This is a genomic window from Bradyrhizobium sp. SZCCHNR1051 (assembly GCF_032489615.1).
GTDB lineage: Bacteria > Pseudomonadota > Alphaproteobacteria > Rhizobiales > Xanthobacteraceae > Bradyrhizobium.
In genome coordinates, this window is record NZ_JAUEYJ010000021.1 from 40,510 (window position 1) to 56,777 (window position 16,268).

General features: G+C 65.4%; 15 protein-coding genes and 2 pseudogenes. 14 read left to right on the forward strand and 3 right to left on the reverse strand.

Translation table 11 applies throughout. The annotated features are described in order from the left end of the window. Positions 1–8: 8 nt before the first annotated feature. From rplO to QW868_RS24425, 10 genes and pseudogenes are all read left to right on the forward strand, one after another. On the forward strand, positions 9–494 hold the full coding sequence (rplO, locus tag QW868_RS24380) for a 50S ribosomal protein L15 (protein ID WP_315737604.1): 486 nt from the start codon (positions 9–11) through the stop codon (positions 492–494). Between the two features lie 156 nt (positions 495–650). Beyond that, entirely contained in the window at positions 651–1,985 is a 1,335-nt protein-coding gene (secY, locus tag QW868_RS24385) for a preprotein translocase subunit SecY (protein ID WP_315714557.1), read from the forward strand. A gap of 84 nt (positions 1,986–2,069) precedes the next feature. Further along, positions 2,070–2,951 (forward strand): adenylate kinase, encoded by an 882-nt coding sequence (locus tag QW868_RS24390; RefSeq protein WP_316231716.1) that lies wholly within the window; start codon positions 2,070–2,072, stop codon positions 2,949–2,951. A gap of 196 nt (positions 2,952–3,147) precedes the next feature. Next, positions 3,148–3,516: a 30S ribosomal protein S13 gene (gene rpsM, locus QW868_RS24395; protein WP_006611860.1), complete on the forward strand. Its 369-nt coding sequence runs from the start codon at positions 3,148–3,150 to the stop codon at positions 3,514–3,516. A gap of 129 nt (positions 3,517–3,645) precedes the next feature. Beyond that, positions 3,646–4,035: a 30S ribosomal protein S11 gene (rpsK, locus tag QW868_RS24400; RefSeq protein ID WP_012045029.1), complete on the forward strand. Its 390-nt coding sequence runs from the start codon at positions 3,646–3,648 to the stop codon at positions 4,033–4,035. A gap of 112 nt (positions 4,036–4,147) precedes the next feature. Then, a complete protein-coding gene (locus QW868_RS24405; RefSeq protein ID WP_315737606.1) occupies positions 4,148–5,179 on the forward strand; it encodes a DNA-directed RNA polymerase subunit alpha in 1,032 nt (343 codons plus the stop codon). Between the two features lie 160 nt (positions 5,180–5,339). Then, complete coding sequence (gene rplQ / locus QW868_RS24410) at positions 5,340–5,753, forward strand: 50S ribosomal protein L17 (RefSeq protein WP_006611863.1); 414 nt, start codon at positions 5,340–5,342, stop codon at positions 5,751–5,753. Between the two features lie 239 nt (positions 5,754–5,992). Next, complete coding sequence (locus tag QW868_RS24415; protein WP_316231717.1) at positions 5,993–6,787, forward strand: SDR family oxidoreductase; 795 nt, start codon at positions 5,993–5,995, stop codon at positions 6,785–6,787. Between the two features lie 7 nt (positions 6,788–6,794). Continuing rightward, positions 6,795–7,083: pseudogene (locus QW868_RS24420) on the forward strand (DUF1330 domain-containing protein). A gap of 63 nt (positions 7,084–7,146) precedes the next feature. Further along, positions 7,147–7,794 (forward strand): annotated as a pseudogene (locus QW868_RS24425) (chloride channel protein); the annotation flags it as partial. Between the two features lie 261 nt (positions 7,795–8,055). Here the strand turns inward: QW868_RS24425 and QW868_RS24430 are convergent. Further along, the gene (locus QW868_RS24430; protein WP_316231718.1) at positions 8,056–9,519 is read right to left on the reverse strand and encodes a hypothetical protein; all 1,464 of its coding nucleotides are present in this window, start codon (positions 9,517–9,519) and stop codon (positions 8,056–8,058) included. 362 nt (positions 9,520–9,881) lie between these two features. Between QW868_RS24430 and QW868_RS24435 the strand changes: the two genes are divergently transcribed. Continuing rightward, the gene (locus tag QW868_RS24435; RefSeq protein ID WP_316231719.1) at positions 9,882–10,178 is read left to right on the forward strand and encodes a hypothetical protein; all 297 of its coding nucleotides are present in this window, start codon (positions 9,882–9,884) and stop codon (positions 10,176–10,178) included. 78 nt (positions 10,179–10,256) lie between these two features. Here the strand turns inward: QW868_RS24435 and chrA are convergent, their stop codons facing one another. Beyond that, positions 10,257–11,477, reverse strand: a complete 1,221-nt coding sequence (gene chrA / locus QW868_RS24440) for a chromate efflux transporter (protein WP_316231770.1) — start codon at positions 11,475–11,477, stop codon at positions 10,257–10,259. A 223-nt stretch (positions 11,478–11,700) separates the two neighbouring features. Further along, positions 11,701–12,717: a zinc-binding alcohol dehydrogenase family protein gene (locus QW868_RS24445; protein ID WP_315776619.1), complete on the reverse strand. Its 1,017-nt coding sequence runs from the start codon at positions 12,715–12,717 to the stop codon at positions 11,701–11,703. Between the two features lie 117 nt (positions 12,718–12,834). On the opposite strand from QW868_RS24445, the gene QW868_RS24450 reads away from it, so the two are divergent. The 3 genes from QW868_RS24450 to QW868_RS24460 are packed head-to-tail and all read left to right on the forward strand — an operon-like array spanning position 12,835 to position 15,997. Further along, the gene (locus QW868_RS24450) at positions 12,835–13,212 is read left to right on the forward strand and encodes a helix-turn-helix domain-containing protein (protein ID WP_315737613.1); all 378 of its coding nucleotides are present in this window, start codon (positions 12,835–12,837) and stop codon (positions 13,210–13,212) included. 59 nt (positions 13,213–13,271) lie between these two features. Beyond that, complete coding sequence (locus tag QW868_RS24455) at positions 13,272–14,666, forward strand: DegQ family serine endoprotease (RefSeq protein WP_316231720.1); 1,395 nt, start codon at positions 13,272–13,274, stop codon at positions 14,664–14,666. Next, the gene (locus QW868_RS24460) at positions 14,663–15,997 is read left to right on the forward strand and encodes a replication-associated recombination protein A (protein ID WP_316231721.1); all 1,335 of its coding nucleotides are present in this window, start codon (positions 14,663–14,665) and stop codon (positions 15,995–15,997) included. Before QW868_RS24455 ends, QW868_RS24460 begins: the two co-directional genes overlap by 4 nt. Positions 15,998–16,268 lie beyond the last annotated feature (271 nt).

A 16,268-nucleotide genomic window follows, 5' to 3' on the forward strand; every position in this document is an offset into this window, starting at 1 on the left:
GAAGGGCGATGAAGCTCAGCGATATCGCCGACAACGCCGGCGCGCGCAAGAAGCGCATGCGCGTCGGCCGCGGCATCGGCTCCGGCAAGGGCAAGACCTCGGGCCGTGGCGGCAAGGGCCAGACCGCGCGCTCCGGCGTGCGCATCAAGGGCTTCGAAGGCGGTCAGATGCCGATGCATCGCCGTCTGCCGAAGCGCGGCTTCAACAACATCTTCGCGCTCGATTTCGTCGAGATCAATCTCGACCGGATCCAGCAGGCGATCGACGCCAAGAAGCTCGACGCCGGCAGCGTGATCAACGCCGAGGCGCTGGTGAAGTCGGGCGCGCTGCGGCGGCCGAAGGACGGCGTGCGTCTGCTCGGCCGTGGCGAGCTCACTGCGAAGATCAACATCGAGGTGCATGGCGCCTCGAAGTCGGCGATCGCGGCGGTCGAGAAGGCCGGCGGCACCGTCAAGCTCCTGGCGCCAGCCAAGGACGAAGGCGAGGCTGCGTAACATCTGCGTCATTGCCCTGCCTCCGGCGCATGCCGGATAGGGCAGGGCAATGGACAGAACGCGCCCGCGCACCAGATAATATCCGGCGTCTGCCCGGCCCTGCGAGCCCTCGCGGGGCCCAATGCGGTGAAGAAGGGCGGCGGGAGAAAGCTAGACATGGCCTCAGCAGCGGAACAACTGGCGGCAAACCTCAATTTCGGCGCGCTCGCGAAGGCCGATGAGCTGAAGAAGCGCATCTGGTTCACCCTCGGTGCGCTGCTGGTCTACCGCCTCGGCACCTACATTCCGCTGCCAGGCATCGATCCGAACATCTGGGACTCGGTGTTCCGGACCCAGGCCGGCGGCATTCTCGGCATGTTCAACATGTTCGCCGGCGGCGGCATTCACCGCATGGCGATCTTTGCGCTGAACATCATGCCGTACATCTCGGCATCGATCATCATTCAGTTGCTCACCACCGTCTCGCCCCAGCTCGAAGCCCTCAAGAAAGAGGGTGAGGCTGGCCGCAAGATGCTGAATCAGTACACCCGCTATCTGACGGTGATTCTCGCCGCGGTGCAGTCCTACGGCATCGCCGTCGGCCTCGAAGGCGCGGGCAACGTCGTCGCCGATCCCGGCCTGTTCTTCCGCCTCTCCACCGCGATCACGCTGACCGGCGGCACCATGTTCCTGATGTGGCTGGGCGAGCAGATCACCTCGCGCGGCATCGGCAACGGCATCTCGCTGATCATCCTGTCCGGCATCGTGGCCGAGCTGCCCTCGGCGCTCGCCAACATGCTCGAGCTCGGACGTCAGGGCGCGCTGTCGACCGGCCTGATCCTGATCGTCATCGTGATGGCGGTCGCCGTGATCGCCTTCATCGTGTTCGTGGAGCGCGCCCAGCGCCGTCTCCTGATCCAGTATCCGAAGCGCCAGGTCGGCAACAAGATGTTCGAGGGCCAGTCCTCGCATCTGCCGCTCAAGCTGAACACCTCGGGCGTGATCCCGCCGATCTTCGCCTCGTCGCTGTTGCTGCTGCCGACCACGGTCGCCAATTTCAACGCCGGCAAGGGACCCGAGTGGTTCCAGTGGATCACGACGCAGCTCGGTCATGGCCGGCCGCTGTTCCTGGTGCTGTATCTGGCGCTGATCCTGTTCTTTGCCTTCTTCTACACCGCGATCGTGTTCAATCCGACCGAGACCGCGGACAACCTCAAGAAGCATGGCGGCTTCATCCCCGGCATCAGGCCGGGCGAGCGCACCGCGGAATATATCGATTACGTGCTGTCGCGGATCACCGTGCTCGGCGCCATCTATCTGGCGATCGTGTGTCTGATCCCGGAAATTCTGATTTCCTACGCTTCCGTCCCGTTCTACTTTGGTGGCACTTCGCTTCTGATCGTGGTCAGCGTTACGATGGATACCGTGGCGCAGGTTCAGGGGTATCTGCTCGCCCATCAATATGAGGGGCTGATCAGGAAGTCGAAGTTGCGGGGGCGCCGCCGCGGATAGCGGCGGATCGCGGCCCGGGAACCACAAAGCCAAGAACAAGGTGTGCGGGAGGGTCGCTCACCGTGTGCCGGGGGGCGAAATTCGATGAGACTTATTCTTCTGGGACCGCCCGGCTCGGGCAAGGGAACGCAGGCGCAGCGCCTCGTGCAGCAGTATGGCATCGTCCAGCTGTCGACCGGTGACATGCTGCGCGCCGCGGTGGCGGCGCAGACGCCGATCGGGCTGAAGGCCAAGGACATCATGGCGGCGGGCGGTCTGGTCCCGGACGAGGTCGTGGTCGGCATCATCGCGGACCGGATCGAGCAGCCCGACGCGGCCAATGGTTTCATCCTCGATGGCTTCCCGCGCACGGTGCCGCAGGCCGAGGCGCTGGATGCGCTGTTGAAGCAGAAGCAGATGAAGCTCGACGCTGTGATCGAACTCCGTGTCAATGAAGGTGTGCTGCTTGAGCGCGTCGAGCGCCGGGCCGCCGAGACCCGCGCGCGCGGCGAAGCTGTTCGGGCCGATGACACGCCGGAGGTCCTCACCAAGCGCCTGGCCAGCTACCGCGACCAGACCGCACCCCTGATCCACTATTATTCCGACCATCGGATGCTGGCGACCGTCGACGGCATGATGCCGATCGAGCAGGTGACCGAGGAGATCGGTCGGATCCTGGCCGCCGTTGGCAAGACCGGCGGTAACCGGGCGGCCAAGAAGGCGAGCCCGGCCAAGCGCAGCGCCAAGGCACCGGGCAAGACGGGGCCGGCAAAATCGGCCAAGAAGGCTGCCAAAAAGGCTCCTAAGGCAGCCGCACCGGCGAAAAAGGCAGTCAAGAAGTCCGCCAGGACCGCAAGAAAGGCAGTCAAGACGACGCCGAAGAAGGCCTCCAAGGCTTCGAAGAAGGCTGCCAGGCCCGCCGCCAAGGCCACCAGGGGAACCCGCAAAACCTCTGCAAAGGCTGCAAAAAAGCGTGCGGCGAGGTGATCGAATCTTGTAGGGGCGGTTGACGACCGCCGTGTGAATCCATTAATAAGCCCGCATCAAAGTCGGATGGTTTTCCCAGAGATGCCGGGCCCCACGAATCGAGGGGTGGGCGTCTTGTTCGCGTTTGCGGACACCTGCCCGAGATAGCGAGAATGAAGGCCGGTCCGTCCTGGGATCGGTGACAGGAGAGAAGTCCGTGGCCCGTATTGCCGGTGTCAACATCCCGACCAACAAGCGCGTCCTGATCGCGCTCCAGTACATCCATGGCATCGGCCCGAAGATCGCGGGTGAGATCGTGGAGAAGGTGAAGATCGCGGAAGATCGCCGCGTCAACCAGCTGAGCGACCAGGAAGTCCTGCAGATCCGCGAGATCATCGACCGTGACTACGTCGTCGAGGGTGACCTCCGTCGCGAGACCGGCATCAACATCAAGCGGCTGATGGACCTTGGCTGCTATCGCGGTCTGCGTCATCGCCGCGGCCTGCCGGTGCGTGGTCAGCGCACCCACACCAATGCGCGCACGCGCAAGGGGCCGGCCAAGGCGATCGCCGGCAAGAAGAAGTAATTTCGCGAGTTGCGAATAGCGGGTGGCGAGTAGGGGAAATCCCTATTCGCTACTCGCTATTCACCATTCGCGTTTCTGGTGTAGCCGCTGGCATTACGGCGGCGTTGAGATCTCAAGAAAGGTACTTATATGGCCAAGGAAGCCACACGTGTCCGCCGTCGCGAGCGCAAGAACATCGCCTCCGGCGTCGCTCATGTGAATTCGTCGTTCAACAACACCACCATCACCATCACCGACGCGCAGGGCAACACCATTGCCTGGTCGTCCGCCGGTACGATGGGTTTCAAGGGATCGCGCAAGTCGACCCCGTATGCCGCGCAGGTCGCGGCGGAGGACGTGTCCAAGAAGGCCCAGGAACATGGCATGCGCACCCTCGAGGTCGAGGTTGCCGGCCCTGGCTCTGGCCGCGAATCGGCGCTGCGCGCGCTGCAGGCTGCGGGCTTCACCGTCACCTCGATCCGCGACGTGACGACGATCCCGCACAATGGTTGCCGTCCGCGCAAGCGTCGGCGCGTCTAATCTGAAAGAGGCGGACAGCATGTCCGCCTCGTCGTGCTTTTGAGACATTTCGACTGCCGCGATCTGAAGCGCGGTTCTCCAACGCCAGTCAGTCAGATCCCATGACTGGCCCATGGGTGAAACAGTGACGATCCAGAAGAATTGGCAAGAATTGATTCGGCCGAACAAGCTCCAGGTCACGCCGGGCTCCGACGCGACCCGTTTCGCCACCGTGGTTGCCGAGCCGCTGGAGCGCGGTTTCGGCCAGACGCTCGGCAATGCGCTCCGTCGCATCCTGCTGTCGTCGCTGCAGGGCGCCGCTGTGCAGTCGGTGCACATCGACGGCGTGCTGCACGAGTTCTCCTCGATCGCCGGTGTCCGCGAGGACGTGACCGACATCGTGCTGAACATCAAGGACATCTCGATCAAGATGCAGGGCGAAGGCCCGAAGCGGATGGTCGTGAAGAAGCAGGGCCCGGGCGCGGTCACCGCCGGTGACATCCAGACCGTCGGCGACATCGTCGTTCTGAACCCCGACCTGCAGCTCTGCACCCTGGACGAGGGTGCCGAGATCCGCATGGAGTTCACGGTCGCGACCGGCAAGGGCTATGTCGCCGCCGATCGCAACCGCCCCGAGGACGCGCCGATCGGCCTGATCCCGGTCGACAGCCTGTTCTCTCCGGTCCGCAAAGTCTCCTACAAGGTCGAGAACACCCGCGAGGGCCAGATCCTCGACTACGACAAGCTGACCATGACGATCGAGACCAACGGCGCGATCACGCCGGAGGACGCGGTGGCCTATGCCGCCCGCATCCTGCAGGACCAGCTCAACGTCTTCGTCAACTTCGAAGAGCCGCGCAAGGAAGTCGCCCAGGAGATCATCCCGGACCTCGCCTTCAACCCGGCCTTCCTCAAGAAGGTGGACGAGCTCGAGCTGTCGGTGCGTTCGGCGAACTGCCTGAAGAACGACAACATCGTCTACATCGGCGACCTCGTGCAGAAGTCGGAAGCAGAGATGCTGCGCACCCCGAACTTCGGCCGCAAGTCGCTGAACGAGATCAAGGAAGTGCTGGCCCAGATGGGTCTGCATCTCGGCATGGAAGTGCCGGGCTGGCCGCCGGAGAACATCGACGAGCTGGCCAAGCGCTTCGAAGATCATTACTGAGCGAATAGGGAGTGGCGAATAGCGAGTAGGAAGTGGCGAATAGGAAGAACTATTCGCTACTCGCCATTCGCTACTCGCACTTCTGGGCGAACGCAGGCAGCCCACCTGAGCAACATGTCCGACGAACCGTCGCGGCAGATTGAAATGAAGGACTAAGACAATGCGTCACGGCAAGGTTCATCGGAAGCTCAACCGCACCGCCGAGCATCGCAAGGCGATGTTCGCCAACATGTGCGCCGCGCTGATCAAGCACGAGCAGATCGTCACCACGCTGCCGAAGGCCAAGGAGCTCAGGCCGATCGTCGAGAAGCTCGTCACGCTCGGCAAGAAGGGCGGCTTGGCGTTGCGCCGCCAGGCGATCGCGGAGATGCGCGATGTCGACCAGGTCAAGAAGCTGTTCGACGTCCTGGCGCCGCGCTACAAGGACCGCAACGGCGGCTACACCCGCATCATCAAGGCCGGCTTCCGCTACGGCGACAATGCCGCGATGGCCGTGATCGAGTTCGTCGACCGCGACGTCGATGCCAAGGGTCAGGATTCCGGCCCGGTGCAGGAGACCTCGGAAGCCGCGTAAGCGTCGTTCCGATCCGAGTTTCAAAACGGCGCCTTCGGGCGCCGTTTTTATTTTGAGGATCCGTAGCCCGGCTGAGCAAAGCGACATCCGGGGTTCGTCTGCACAGCTCGTGTGGCCCCGGATATCGCTGCGCTCATCCGGGCTACGATCGATCAGAAGGAATCAGCGCTGCATGTAGCGCATTGCGTTGGCGCGACGACGCCCCACATCCTTTCCTCCAGCACAACGGAGAGCTGCTCATGCACATCGACCTCTCGGGAAAGACCGCCCTCGTCACCGGTTCGACCGCCGGCATCGGCTTTGCCATCGCCAAGGGGCTTGCCGCGTCCGGCGCGGAGGTCGTCATCAATGGTCGCAGCCGAGCCCGTGTCGATGAGGCGGTCGCCAAGCTCAAGCAGCTGGTCCCAGCAGCCAAGCTGCGCGGCGTCGCCGGCGATGTCGCTCAGATCCAAGGCTGCAACGCCATCGTCACGGCGCTTCCCGAGGTCGACATCCTCGTCAACAATGCCGGCATCTTCGAGCCCAAGGACTTCTTCGACATTCCCGACGAGGACTGGAGCCGCTTCTTCGAGATCAACGTGATGTCCGGCGTGCGCTTGGCGCGCGCCTACATGCAGGGCATGCTGAAGCGCAACTGGGGGCGCATCATCTTCATCTCCTCGGAGTCGGCGGTGAACATCCCGACCGAGATGATCCATTACGGCATGACCAAAACCGCGCAGCTCGCGGTCTCCCGCGGCCTCGCCAAACTGACCCGCGGCACCGGCGTGACCGTCAATGCGGTGCTGCCGGGACCGACGATGTCGGAAGGCGTCGAGACCTTCGTCAAGGATCTCGCCCGCCAGAACGGGCAGTCGGAGGAGGAGGCGGCCTCGTCTTTCGTCAAGCAGCACCGGCCGGCCTCGCTGCTGCAGCGCTTCGCCGGCGTCGATGAGATCGCCAACATGGTCGTCTACGCCGCCTCGCCGCAGGCCTCCGCCACCAACGGCGCCGCGCTGCGCGCCGAAGGCGGTATCCTCGACACCATCGCCTGAGGCCGCCATGGCGGCTTACGTCATCTCCGAGGTCGAGGTGCGCGGCGATGGAGCGCTATCGCACCCGCGCGGCGGGCTCGATCGCGCAATACGGCGGGCGCTATCTGGTCCGGGGCGGGGCCGCCGAGACGGTCGAAGGCGGCCCGCCCGCCAAGACCCTCATCATCGTGGAGTTTCCGTCGATGGCGCGGCTGCGCGAATGGTATGCGTCGGCCGAATACGCCAAAGCCCTGGGCGAGCGCTGGAAGGCGCTGGACCGCCGGTTGATTTTCGTCGCGGGTGCTGCACCTGCGTAAAAACTGACTTGGTTGCGCCCATGCTGACCATCACCCCCCCCCCGCCGCAAGCGTTGGCTCAAGCTGACCTCGGCGCGGTGGCAGCGGCGGGTGCTGTTCGTGGCCGGCGGCCTGGTGGTGGGCGCCGCGGCGGTGGCGCTGGCGGAGCTCGCCGACCTGGCCCAGCTCGCCTTCAATTGGCTGCTGTCGAAATCGCGCTACGCGTCCCTGGTGGTGACGCCCGCCGGCTTCGCGCTGTCGGTCTATCTGACCCAGAGCTACTTCCCCAATGCGCAAGGCAGAGGCATTCCGCAGGCGATCGCCGCACGGCACCTGACGGATACAAGCGCGCAGCCCGCTGGTGTCGATCCGCATCGCCATCGGCAAGGTGCTTTTGACCTTGCTCGGACTGCTCTGTGGCGGCTCGGTCGGCCGCGAGGGTCCGACGGTGCAGGTCGGCGCCTCCATCATGTTCGCGCTGGGCCGGCTGTCGCCGCGCCGCCAGCCCGGCCTGATCCTGGCTGGCGCGCCGCCGCTGGGGTCGCGGCCGCCTTCAACATGCCGCTCGCCGGCATCGTGTTCGGCATCGAGGAGATGAGCCGCGCCTTCGAGACGCGGACCTCGAGTCTCGTCATCGCCACCGTGATCGCCGCGGGCCTGACCTCGCTGGCCTTGATGGGCAACTACGCCTATTTCGGCACGACGCCGCTCGCGCTCGGCAAGGGTATCGACCTCGCGTCTGATCTGCGAGGAGGGGCTCTACCACGCCCTCGCCAAGGGCTTCGTCGCCAGAGCTGAGACAAAGGCTGAGGCAGCGCAAGGACCGAAGCGGTTTGCCGCGCCGTCCTGACCTCGCGCTCATCCACAGTGTTCGGCGCGCGCCGATAACCGGCGTCGGTTCAATCGCTTGATGGCAGATCCTGGGATCTGCCATCAGTTCGAAATGACCGTCGGCGGCCCCGTTGCCGGCGCCGCCGCGCAAGGTTCGTCGCTCTACTTCCTGAACGGATCTGGCCGCATCAGGAGCCGGCCGGAGATCGAGTTCGGCACCTCGTAGGGTGAGCCGATCGACAGCACGTGGCTCAGCGCGATCAGCCGGTTCGGCAGCTTGGCCGGCGGCGGCGTCTGGAACGAATAGGACGTCGGGTTGTGGCACAGGAAGCAGTTCAGCACGTTCTTGATCGGCGTGTTGTCGGCGTTCTGCACGAAGGTCTCGGCGGTGGCGTTGGCGAGATTGACCGAGCCGACCGCGCTGGTCTGGTTGCTGTTCAGATTATACGAGTTGGGGAGCATCCAGACCGTGCCGTCGAGGGCGTAGTTCGCGAACGTCGATTGCGGGCTTTTCAGGCCGGAGAGAAAGCCCTGGGCTTGCGCCGTGATCGCGAAGATGTTGCCGACGCCATTGGGCTGGTTCTCGCCGCCGGTCTGGTTCTCGAGCACGACGTTGCTCACCGGTGTGAGCTTCTGGGTCGCCGGATCGAGCCGCAGTTGCGGCCGGTTGGCGCCGGGCAGAGCCGGGATGTTGACCTGTGAGAACGGCGTGCGGCCCTTGTAGAGCGTGTAGCTCTTCGGATCCGAGCGGCTCGCCGATGGCGCAAAGGTGTTGTCCGGCGTCTGCGGCGAGTTGTTCTTCAGCTCGAACGTGCCCCACAGGAATTCGGGGTGGTTCTCGGTGTAGCCGACCACGTGCAGGCCGATCAGCGCCACGGTCACGGTGACGAATTTGCCGGGCACCGGGCGGATCGTGATCAGGCCGGGGGTGATGTTGTTCTCCAGCACCGGCACCTGCGCCTGGGTCGTATAGGCGCCCGCAGGCGGTGCCTGCCCGGGGTCGAGCCGCAGCCACGTCGCCTTGAACACCGCATCGCCAACGGCGAAGGAGGAATCCGCCGGCTGGCTCTGGTAGCCGCCGGTCGCGATCAGGTTCTTGCGCGCCGTGCTGAAATAGCTCTGGTTCATGTGAACCGAGGCGTAGACGGGATAGCCGTTCTGCGCGACCAACATGTTGCCGTCGGCTTCGACGATAGCGCCGGCGCCTTCGGTGAAGCCGGCCGTGCCGTGGAAGACCTGGGCACGGGCCGCCAGCGTCAGCGGGCGCGGCCGTGGTGCGCCGGCATTCTCGGCGTTGCCGAGCAACTCGTCGGGCGTCGCCAAGGTCATGAACCGCGGGACGGCGGCGCCGGAGCCCGAATCCTTCACCAGCGCCGTCGCCCAGACGAACGCCTCCCACGACCATTGATGGAAATTGCAGTCCGGCGTCGGGATGGTCTTGGTGTCGGAGGTGGGGAAGGCGGCGTCCGGCTTGAGATAATTGCCCAGTCCCTCCGACCAGCCGAAGGCCGGGCAGTTCTTCGCCGGCGGTGGAGGGGCGGCGCTGGCCGGGCTGAAGGCGCCGGCAAGGCCGCTTGCGGTGATGGTCGTCGCGAAAGTGAGCATGAGCCACTGAATCGTCTTCATGGCCGGTCTCCATTGATGTGCGCGCTGGGATGGGCCGATGGTCTCGCCGCCATGCGTCGCAAATGATTGCTGAAAATGATTCATTCAAAAGTAGTGCGCGGCGAACATGCACCCAAAGGTGAGATTTGCAAGACCGGTAGCTCACGCAACCCGCGTTTTTTTTCGGAGGCGCCTCGCGACGTGAAATGCGGTTCTGCCGGACCGTCGATGCGACGGCGTTCGCCTTCATCGGCCGAACGGGCTGCAGTGTGAGCGCGGGCACGGTCGACACCGCTGATCGTGCGCATCCTTGCGGCCGTTCGCTGGAGAAGTGCGGACAATGAGGTCTTCACGCCAGTGGACGACAACCACAGGAGAGTGAAATGAAGTCCATCATGGTTGCTGCGTTGCTGCTCGTGCTGACATCGGGCGCAAGCCTTGCGGGCACGCCGCTGATTGATGCGCGTCAGCACAACCAGTCACATCGCATCTACAACGGCATCGCGGGCGGACGGCTCACCTATCCGGAGGCGCAGCAGCTCGTCCGCGGTCAGATCCACGTCCAGAAGCTGGAAAACAAGGCCAAAGTGGACGGCGTGGTGACGCCGTTCGAGCGTGCCCGCATCAACGTCGCGCAATCCGTGCAGGGCGCGCGCATATTCTGGAAGAAGCACAATTAGCCGCGCACGGCGGTTCGCTGGTGGCAAGGCGCCGCCGTGGCGGCGCTTTGCCACCATGCGATGCGACGGCGGCGCCGCTCACACCAGCGCGACCGTGACGCCGGCAGCGACGCTGAACGCGACCACGACGAGCGGCGGCGCGCGCCATGCGACCAGCAGGACGAAGCCGATCAGGGCGATGCCAAAATCCGCGGCGTTGTGGATGGTGGTTGTCCAGACCGGGTCGTACAGGGCCGCTCCCAGCACACCGACGACCGCGGCGTTGACACCCCGCATCATCGCCTGGGCGCCGGCGCGTTTGCGGAACGAGTCCCAGAATGGCAGCGCGGCGAGCAGGACAAGCATGCCCGGCAGGAAGATGCCCAGGAGACCGAGCGCGGCTCCGACGATCCCATGCGGCTCCGGAGCGACGACGGTGCCGAGATAGGCGGCGAAGGTGAAGAGCGGGCCCGGTACGGCCTGCGCGGCGCCATAGCCAGCGAGAAAGGCGTCGTCGCTCAGCCAGCCAGGTCCGACGAAGGCCTCGCGCAGCAGCGGCAGCACGACGTGCCCACCGCCGAACACGAGTGCGCCCGAGCGATAGAAGGCATCGAACAAGGCGACGCCGGTCGATCCCGTCACGCCGCGCAGCAGCGGAAGTCCCGCCAACAGGATGGCAAACATGGCGAGCGCAACCAGCCCCACGGTCCGCGACACCGGGATCGCGACGTGTCCGGACGGCGCCGCCTCGCCGCGGCAGAGCCACAGACCGGCGAGTCCGCCGAGAACGATCGCTCCGATCTGGGCGAGCGAGGCGGTGCTGAATAGGATGACGAGGGTTGCGGCGACCGCGATCGAGGCGCGCGTCCGGTCGGGGCAGAGCGTGCGCGCCATGCCCCAGACCGCCTGCGCGACGATGGCGACCGCGGTCAGCTTCAGTCCATGCAGCAGGCCGTCGCCGACCGGACCGCTCAATTGGCCGGCACCATAGGCGAACAGCACGAGAATCGCGGCCGATGGCAGGGTGAAGCCGGTCCAGGCGGCGAGCGCGCCGAGATAGCCGGCCCGCATCAGCCCGATGGAGAATCCGACCTGGCTGCTGGCGGGGCCGGGTAGGAACTGGCAGAGGCCCACCAGATCGGCATAGGCATGCTCGTCGATCCACTTCCGCCTGACGACGAAGTCGTCGCGGAAGTAGCCGATGTGGGCGATCGGACCGCCGAAGCAGGTCAGGCCGAGCGTGAGGAAGATCCGCAGAACCTCGAGCGCAGATCCGGAGCGCCCGCCGTGATCGGCGGGCGGGTTGGTCGCGGACTTCAGGCTGCTCACGGACGTTCGTTCCAGTCGCGAGGAGGTTCCTATCGGCTTTCGTTAAGGGGAAACGGGACCGTCGGCCAGTCTCAATCGCTCATGGCCGCTGATCGGACCGCGCGTCGGCTGCTGGCCATCTCATGCTTTCGATCGGTGGAATGGTGGGCACGGCGCCCCCGCGATCTCGCGCGAGGAGACCGCCTGTGCGCCTTTGCCCATTGTTGCCTGCTAGTTAGCTCCATCCCTCCAGCACGATCTTGCCGCGGGAGGTGTTGCTCTCGATCAACGCGTGCGCGCGCTTGAGGTTGGCCGCGTTGATGGTGCCGTAATTGTCGCCAAGGGTGGTGCGGATCACGCCCTTGTCGATCAGGTCGGACACGTCGTTGAGCAGATGGTGCTGCGCGATCATGTCGGGTGTCGTGAAAGATGAGCGCGTGAACATCGACTCCCAGTGGATCGAGATCGCCTTGCCCTTGAAGGCGGCGAGCGAGAACTCGGCGGGATCGTCGATCAGGCCGAACTTGCCCTGCGGCGTCATGAAGTCGGCGATTGCCTTGTAGTGCTGGTCGCTGTGGGTGAGGCTCGCGATGAGCGCGACCGGCGGCAGCTTCAGCGCGTCGATCTGCTCTTTCATCGGCTTGCCATGATCGATCACGGCATGGGCGCCGAGCTTCAGGCACCAGTCGCGCGACTCCGGTCGCGTCGCCGTGGCGAGCACGGTCAGCCCGGTGAGCCGGCGCGCGAGCTGGATCAGGATCGAGCCGACGCCGCCGGCGGCGCCCGTGATCAGCAAAGTGCGGTCGTCGAGGCTCTTGCCGGGGATTGCGCCGAGCCGGTCGAACAAGAGCTCCCAGGCCGTGATCGAGGTCAGGGGCAGGGCGGCGGCTTCGGCGAACGACAGGCTCTTCGGCTTGCGGCCGACGATGCGCTCGTCGACCAGATGGAATTCGGCATTGGTGCCCTGGCGCAGGATCGAGCCGGCGTAGAACACCTCGTCACCGGGCTTGAACAGGCTCACGTCCGGGCCGATAGCCTCGACCACGCCAGCGGCGTCATAGCCCAGGATCTTGGTTTCGCCGGCGGGCGGTGCGGCGCGCTTGCGCACCTTGGTGTCGACCGGATTGACCGAGACCGCTTTCACGGCGACGCGGATGTCGCGTCCCTTCGGCTCGGGTTTGGCGGTCTCGAAATCGAACAGCGCGCGGTCCTCGGTGATGGGCAGCGACTGCTGGTATCCGACGGCCTTCATGAACAGCCTCCTGGTTGGCTTGACAATAGGATCTGTTTGTCCTGCTGGCATCACTTCAGCAAGTACTGTAAAAATGGGGAACTAGTCCCCATTTGGATACTATTGGGCCAAAACGCGATGAAACGGAAGAATTTCACCCGCCGTCCCGGCTGCGCGGTCGAAGCCACGCTCGACCTGATCGACGGCAAGTGGAAGGGCGTGATCCTCTACCACCTGCAGGGTGGCAGCCAGCGCTTCGGCGAGCTGCGCCGGCTGATGCCCGGCATCACTCAGCGCATGTTGACCAAGCAGCTGCGGGCGCTCGAGGACGACGGGCTGGTCGTCCGCAAGGTCTATGCCGAGGTGCCGCCGCGCGTCGAATACAGCCTGTCCGAGGTCGGCGAGAGCCTGCGGCCGGTGATCGAGGTCCTCAGAAGCTGGGGCGAGCGGCACCAGGAACGGCTGTCCTGCGCGCCCGTTGCGGAGACCATCAAAGCGCCGCATCAGACCGCCTGAGCTTGGCCGCACCCGCCGTTCCGCCTATATCGAAGTCCTCATTGTCCGGGATTCTTTGCATGACGTTGATTCGCACTTCCGTGGTCCTGCTGCTGTCCCTGCTGGCCGCCTCTCCGCTCGCGGCCCAGGACCGGCGCGTGCCGCAGTCCCAGGCCGAGCTCCGGCTGTCCTATGCGCCGATCGTGCAGCGGGTGCAGCCGGCAGTCGTCAACGTTTACGCCGCCAAGGTGGTGCAGAACCGCAATCCCTTCCTCGACGATCCCATCTTCCGCCGCTTCTTCGGCCTGCAGGGCGGACCGCAGGAGCAGATGCAGCGCTCGCTCGGCTCGGGCGTGATGATCGATCAGTCGGGTCTCGTCGTCACCAACGTGCACGTGATCGAGGGCGCCGATGAGGTGAAGGTGTCGCTGTCCGACAAGCGCGAGTTCGAGGCCGAGATCGTGCTGAAGGACAGCCGCACCGACCTTGCTGTGCTCAAGCTGAAGGGAACGCGCGAGTCGTTCGTCACGCTCGACCTCGCCAATTCCGACGATCTGCTGGTCGGCGATATCGTGCTGGCGATCGGCAATCCCTTCGGCGTCGGCCAGACCGTCACCCACGGCATCGTCTCGGCGCTCGCGCGCACGCAGGTCGGCATCACCGACTACCAGTTCTTCATCCAGACCGACGCGGCCATCAACCCCGGCAATTCTGGCGGTGCGCTGGTCGATATCAACGGCCGCCTGGTCGGCATCAACACCGCGATCTATTCCAAGTCCGGCGGCTCGCAGGGCATCGGCTTCGCGATTCCCGCCAACATGGTGCGTGTCGTCGTGGCGTCCGCCAAGAGCGGCGGTAAGGCGGTCAAGCGTCCGTGGCTCGGCGCGCGGCTGCAGGCGGTGACGCCTGAGATCGCCGAGAGCCTGGGCTTGCGCTCGCCGACCGGCGCGCTGGTCGCCTCCGTGGTCGCGAACAGCCCGGCGGCGAAGGCGGGCATCAAGTCGTCCGACCTGATCGTGTCGATCGACGGCCAGACCGTCGACGATCCCAACGCCTTCGACTACCGCTTCGCCACACGGCCGCTCGGCGGCTCCGCGCAGATCGAGGTGCAGCGCGGCGGCAAGCCGATGAAGGTCGCGGTCGCGCTGGAGACGGCGCCGGACACGGGGCGCAACGAGATGGTCATCAACGGCCGCTCGCCGTTCCAGGGTGCCAAGGTCGCCAACATCTCGCCCGCGGTGGCCGACGAGCTGCATCTCGATGCCGACACCGAGGGCGTCGTCATTCTCGAGCCGGGCGACGGCACCACGGCGGCCAATGTCGGCTTCCAGAAGGGCGACGTGATTATGGCGGTCAACAACCAGAAGATCGCCAAGACCGCTGATCTCGACAAGGCCGCGCGCGAGACCGCCCGCGTCTGGCGCATCACCGTGCTGCGCGGCGGCCAGCAGATCAACGTCACGCTCGGCGGATGAGTCCGAAGCGCCCCCAGCAGGGAGGCCCGAGCCTCTTCGCCGCGGCGGGGATGGAGCACGATGCGCCGCGGCCGCTGCCGGAGCGGCTGCGCCCCCACAAGCTCTCCGACGTCGTCGGACAGGATCACATCCTCGGCCCCGACGGCGCGCTGACGCGCATGCTGGAGACGCGGACGCTGGGCTCGCTGATCTTCTGGGGCCCGCCCGGCACCGGCAAGACCACGGTGGCGCGGCTGTTGGCCGATGCCACCGAGCTGCATTTCGAGCAGATCTCCGCGGTGTTCTCCGGCGTCGCCGACCTGAAGAAGGTGTTCGACGCCGCGCGCGCCCGCCGCGAGACCGGGCAGGGCACGCTTCTCTTCGTCGACGAGGTGCACAGGTTCAATCGCGCCCAGCAGGATTCCTTCCTGCCGGTGATGGAGGACGGCACCGTCGTGCTGGTCGGCGCCACCACCGAGAACCCGTCCTTCGAGCTCAACGCCGCTCTGTTGTCGCGTTCGCGCGTACTGGTGTTCCACTCGCTCGACGCCGCTGCGATCGAGCAGCTCTACAGCAACGCCGAAGCGGTCGAGGGCCGCAAGCTGCCGCTCGACGACGAGGCGCGCGCTGTGCTGATCCGCATGGCCGACGGCGACGGCCGCGCCGCGCTGACGCTCGCCGAGGAAGTCTGGCGCTCGGCGCGCAAGGACGAGGTCTTCAACGCGGTGCAACTGCAGGAGATCCTGCAGCGCCGCGCGCCGATCTACGACAAGTCGGCCGACGGCCACTACAACCTGATCTCGGCGCTGCATAAGGCGGTGCGCGGCTCCGATCCCGACGCGGCGCTGTACTATTTCGCACGCATGCTCGACGCCGGCGAGGACCCGCTGTTCCTGGCGCGCCGCATCGTGCGCATGGCGGTGGAGGACATCGGTCTGGCCGATCCGCAGGCGCTGGTCATCGCCAACGCCGCCAAGGACGCCTATGATTTCCTGGGCTCGCCGGAAGGCGAGCTCGCGATCGCGCAGGCCGTGATCTATGTCGCGACCGCGCCGAAATCCAACGCCGCCTACAAGGCCTTCGGCGCCGCCAAGCGGGTGGCGAAGGAGGGCGGCTCGCTGCTGCCGCCGAAGCACATCCTCAACGCGCCGACCAAGCTGATGCAGGGCGAAGGCTACGGCGCCGGCTACCAGTACGACCACGACGCCCCCGATGCGTTCTCCGGGCAGGACTACTTCCCCGAAGCCCTCGGCCGCCAGCAGTTCTACGACCCGCCCGAGCGCGGCTTCGAGCGCGAGATCAGGAAACGGCTGGATTATTGGGCGAAGCTGAGGAAGGAGCGGGGCGGTTGAATAGCGCCTCGTTCCAGAGGCGTTGATCGTTGCTCCGCCGGACTACGTTGATTTTACCGTCCAGCAAGAAAATCAGACTGGTACCGCGGCCCTTCTTCTAGCTTCCGCCATCTTGCGCAGTGCAGCAAGCCTGCCGTTGGGTGCAGCGGTCGCGATGCGGCCTTGTTAAGCAGGCGGGATCGATCTTGGACTTCGCTTGACACCTTCATCGACTCTGGCGACTACTTTTGAAATCCCGAGACCGATTTTTGCGTCGCGCGTCCAGCTCATC

Excerpts from the sequence above, each read along its gene's own strand:
- rplO (WP_315737604.1), top strand. The coding sequence starts at position 9 with ATGAAGCTCAGCGATATCGCCGACAACGCCGGCGCGCGCAAGAAGCGC.
- secY (WP_315714557.1), top strand. The coding sequence starts at position 651 with ATGGCCTCAGCAGCGGAACAACTGGCGGCAAACCTCAATTTCGGCGCG.
- QW868_RS24390 (WP_316231716.1), top strand. The coding sequence starts at position 2,070 with ATGAGACTTATTCTTCTGGGACCGCCCGGCTCGGGCAAGGGAACGCAG.
- rpsK (WP_012045029.1), top strand. The coding sequence starts at position 3,646 with ATGGCCAAGGAAGCCACACGTGTCCGCCGTCGCGAGCGCAAGAACATC.
- QW868_RS24405 (WP_315737606.1), top strand. The coding sequence starts at position 4,148 with ATGGGTGAAACAGTGACGATCCAGAAGAATTGGCAAGAATTGATTCGG.
- rplQ (WP_006611863.1), top strand. The coding sequence starts at position 5,340 with ATGCGTCACGGCAAGGTTCATCGGAAGCTCAACCGCACCGCCGAGCAT.
- QW868_RS24415 (WP_316231717.1), top strand. The coding sequence starts at position 5,993 with ATGCACATCGACCTCTCGGGAAAGACCGCCCTCGTCACCGGTTCGACC.
- QW868_RS24430 (WP_316231718.1), bottom strand. The coding sequence starts at position 9,519 with ATGAAGACGATTCAGTGGCTCATGCTCACTTTCGCGACGACCATCACC.
- QW868_RS24435 (WP_316231719.1), top strand. The coding sequence starts at position 9,882 with ATGAAGTCCATCATGGTTGCTGCGTTGCTGCTCGTGCTGACATCGGGC.
- QW868_RS24445 (WP_315776619.1), bottom strand. The coding sequence starts at position 12,717 with ATGAAGGCCGTCGGATACCAGCAGTCGCTGCCCATCACCGAGGACCGC.
- QW868_RS24450 (WP_315737613.1), top strand. The coding sequence starts at position 12,835 with ATGAAACGGAAGAATTTCACCCGCCGTCCCGGCTGCGCGGTCGAAGCC.
- QW868_RS24455 (WP_316231720.1), top strand. The coding sequence starts at position 13,272 with ATGACGTTGATTCGCACTTCCGTGGTCCTGCTGCTGTCCCTGCTGGCC.
- QW868_RS24460 (WP_316231721.1), top strand. The coding sequence starts at position 14,663 with ATGAGTCCGAAGCGCCCCCAGCAGGGAGGCCCGAGCCTCTTCGCCGCG.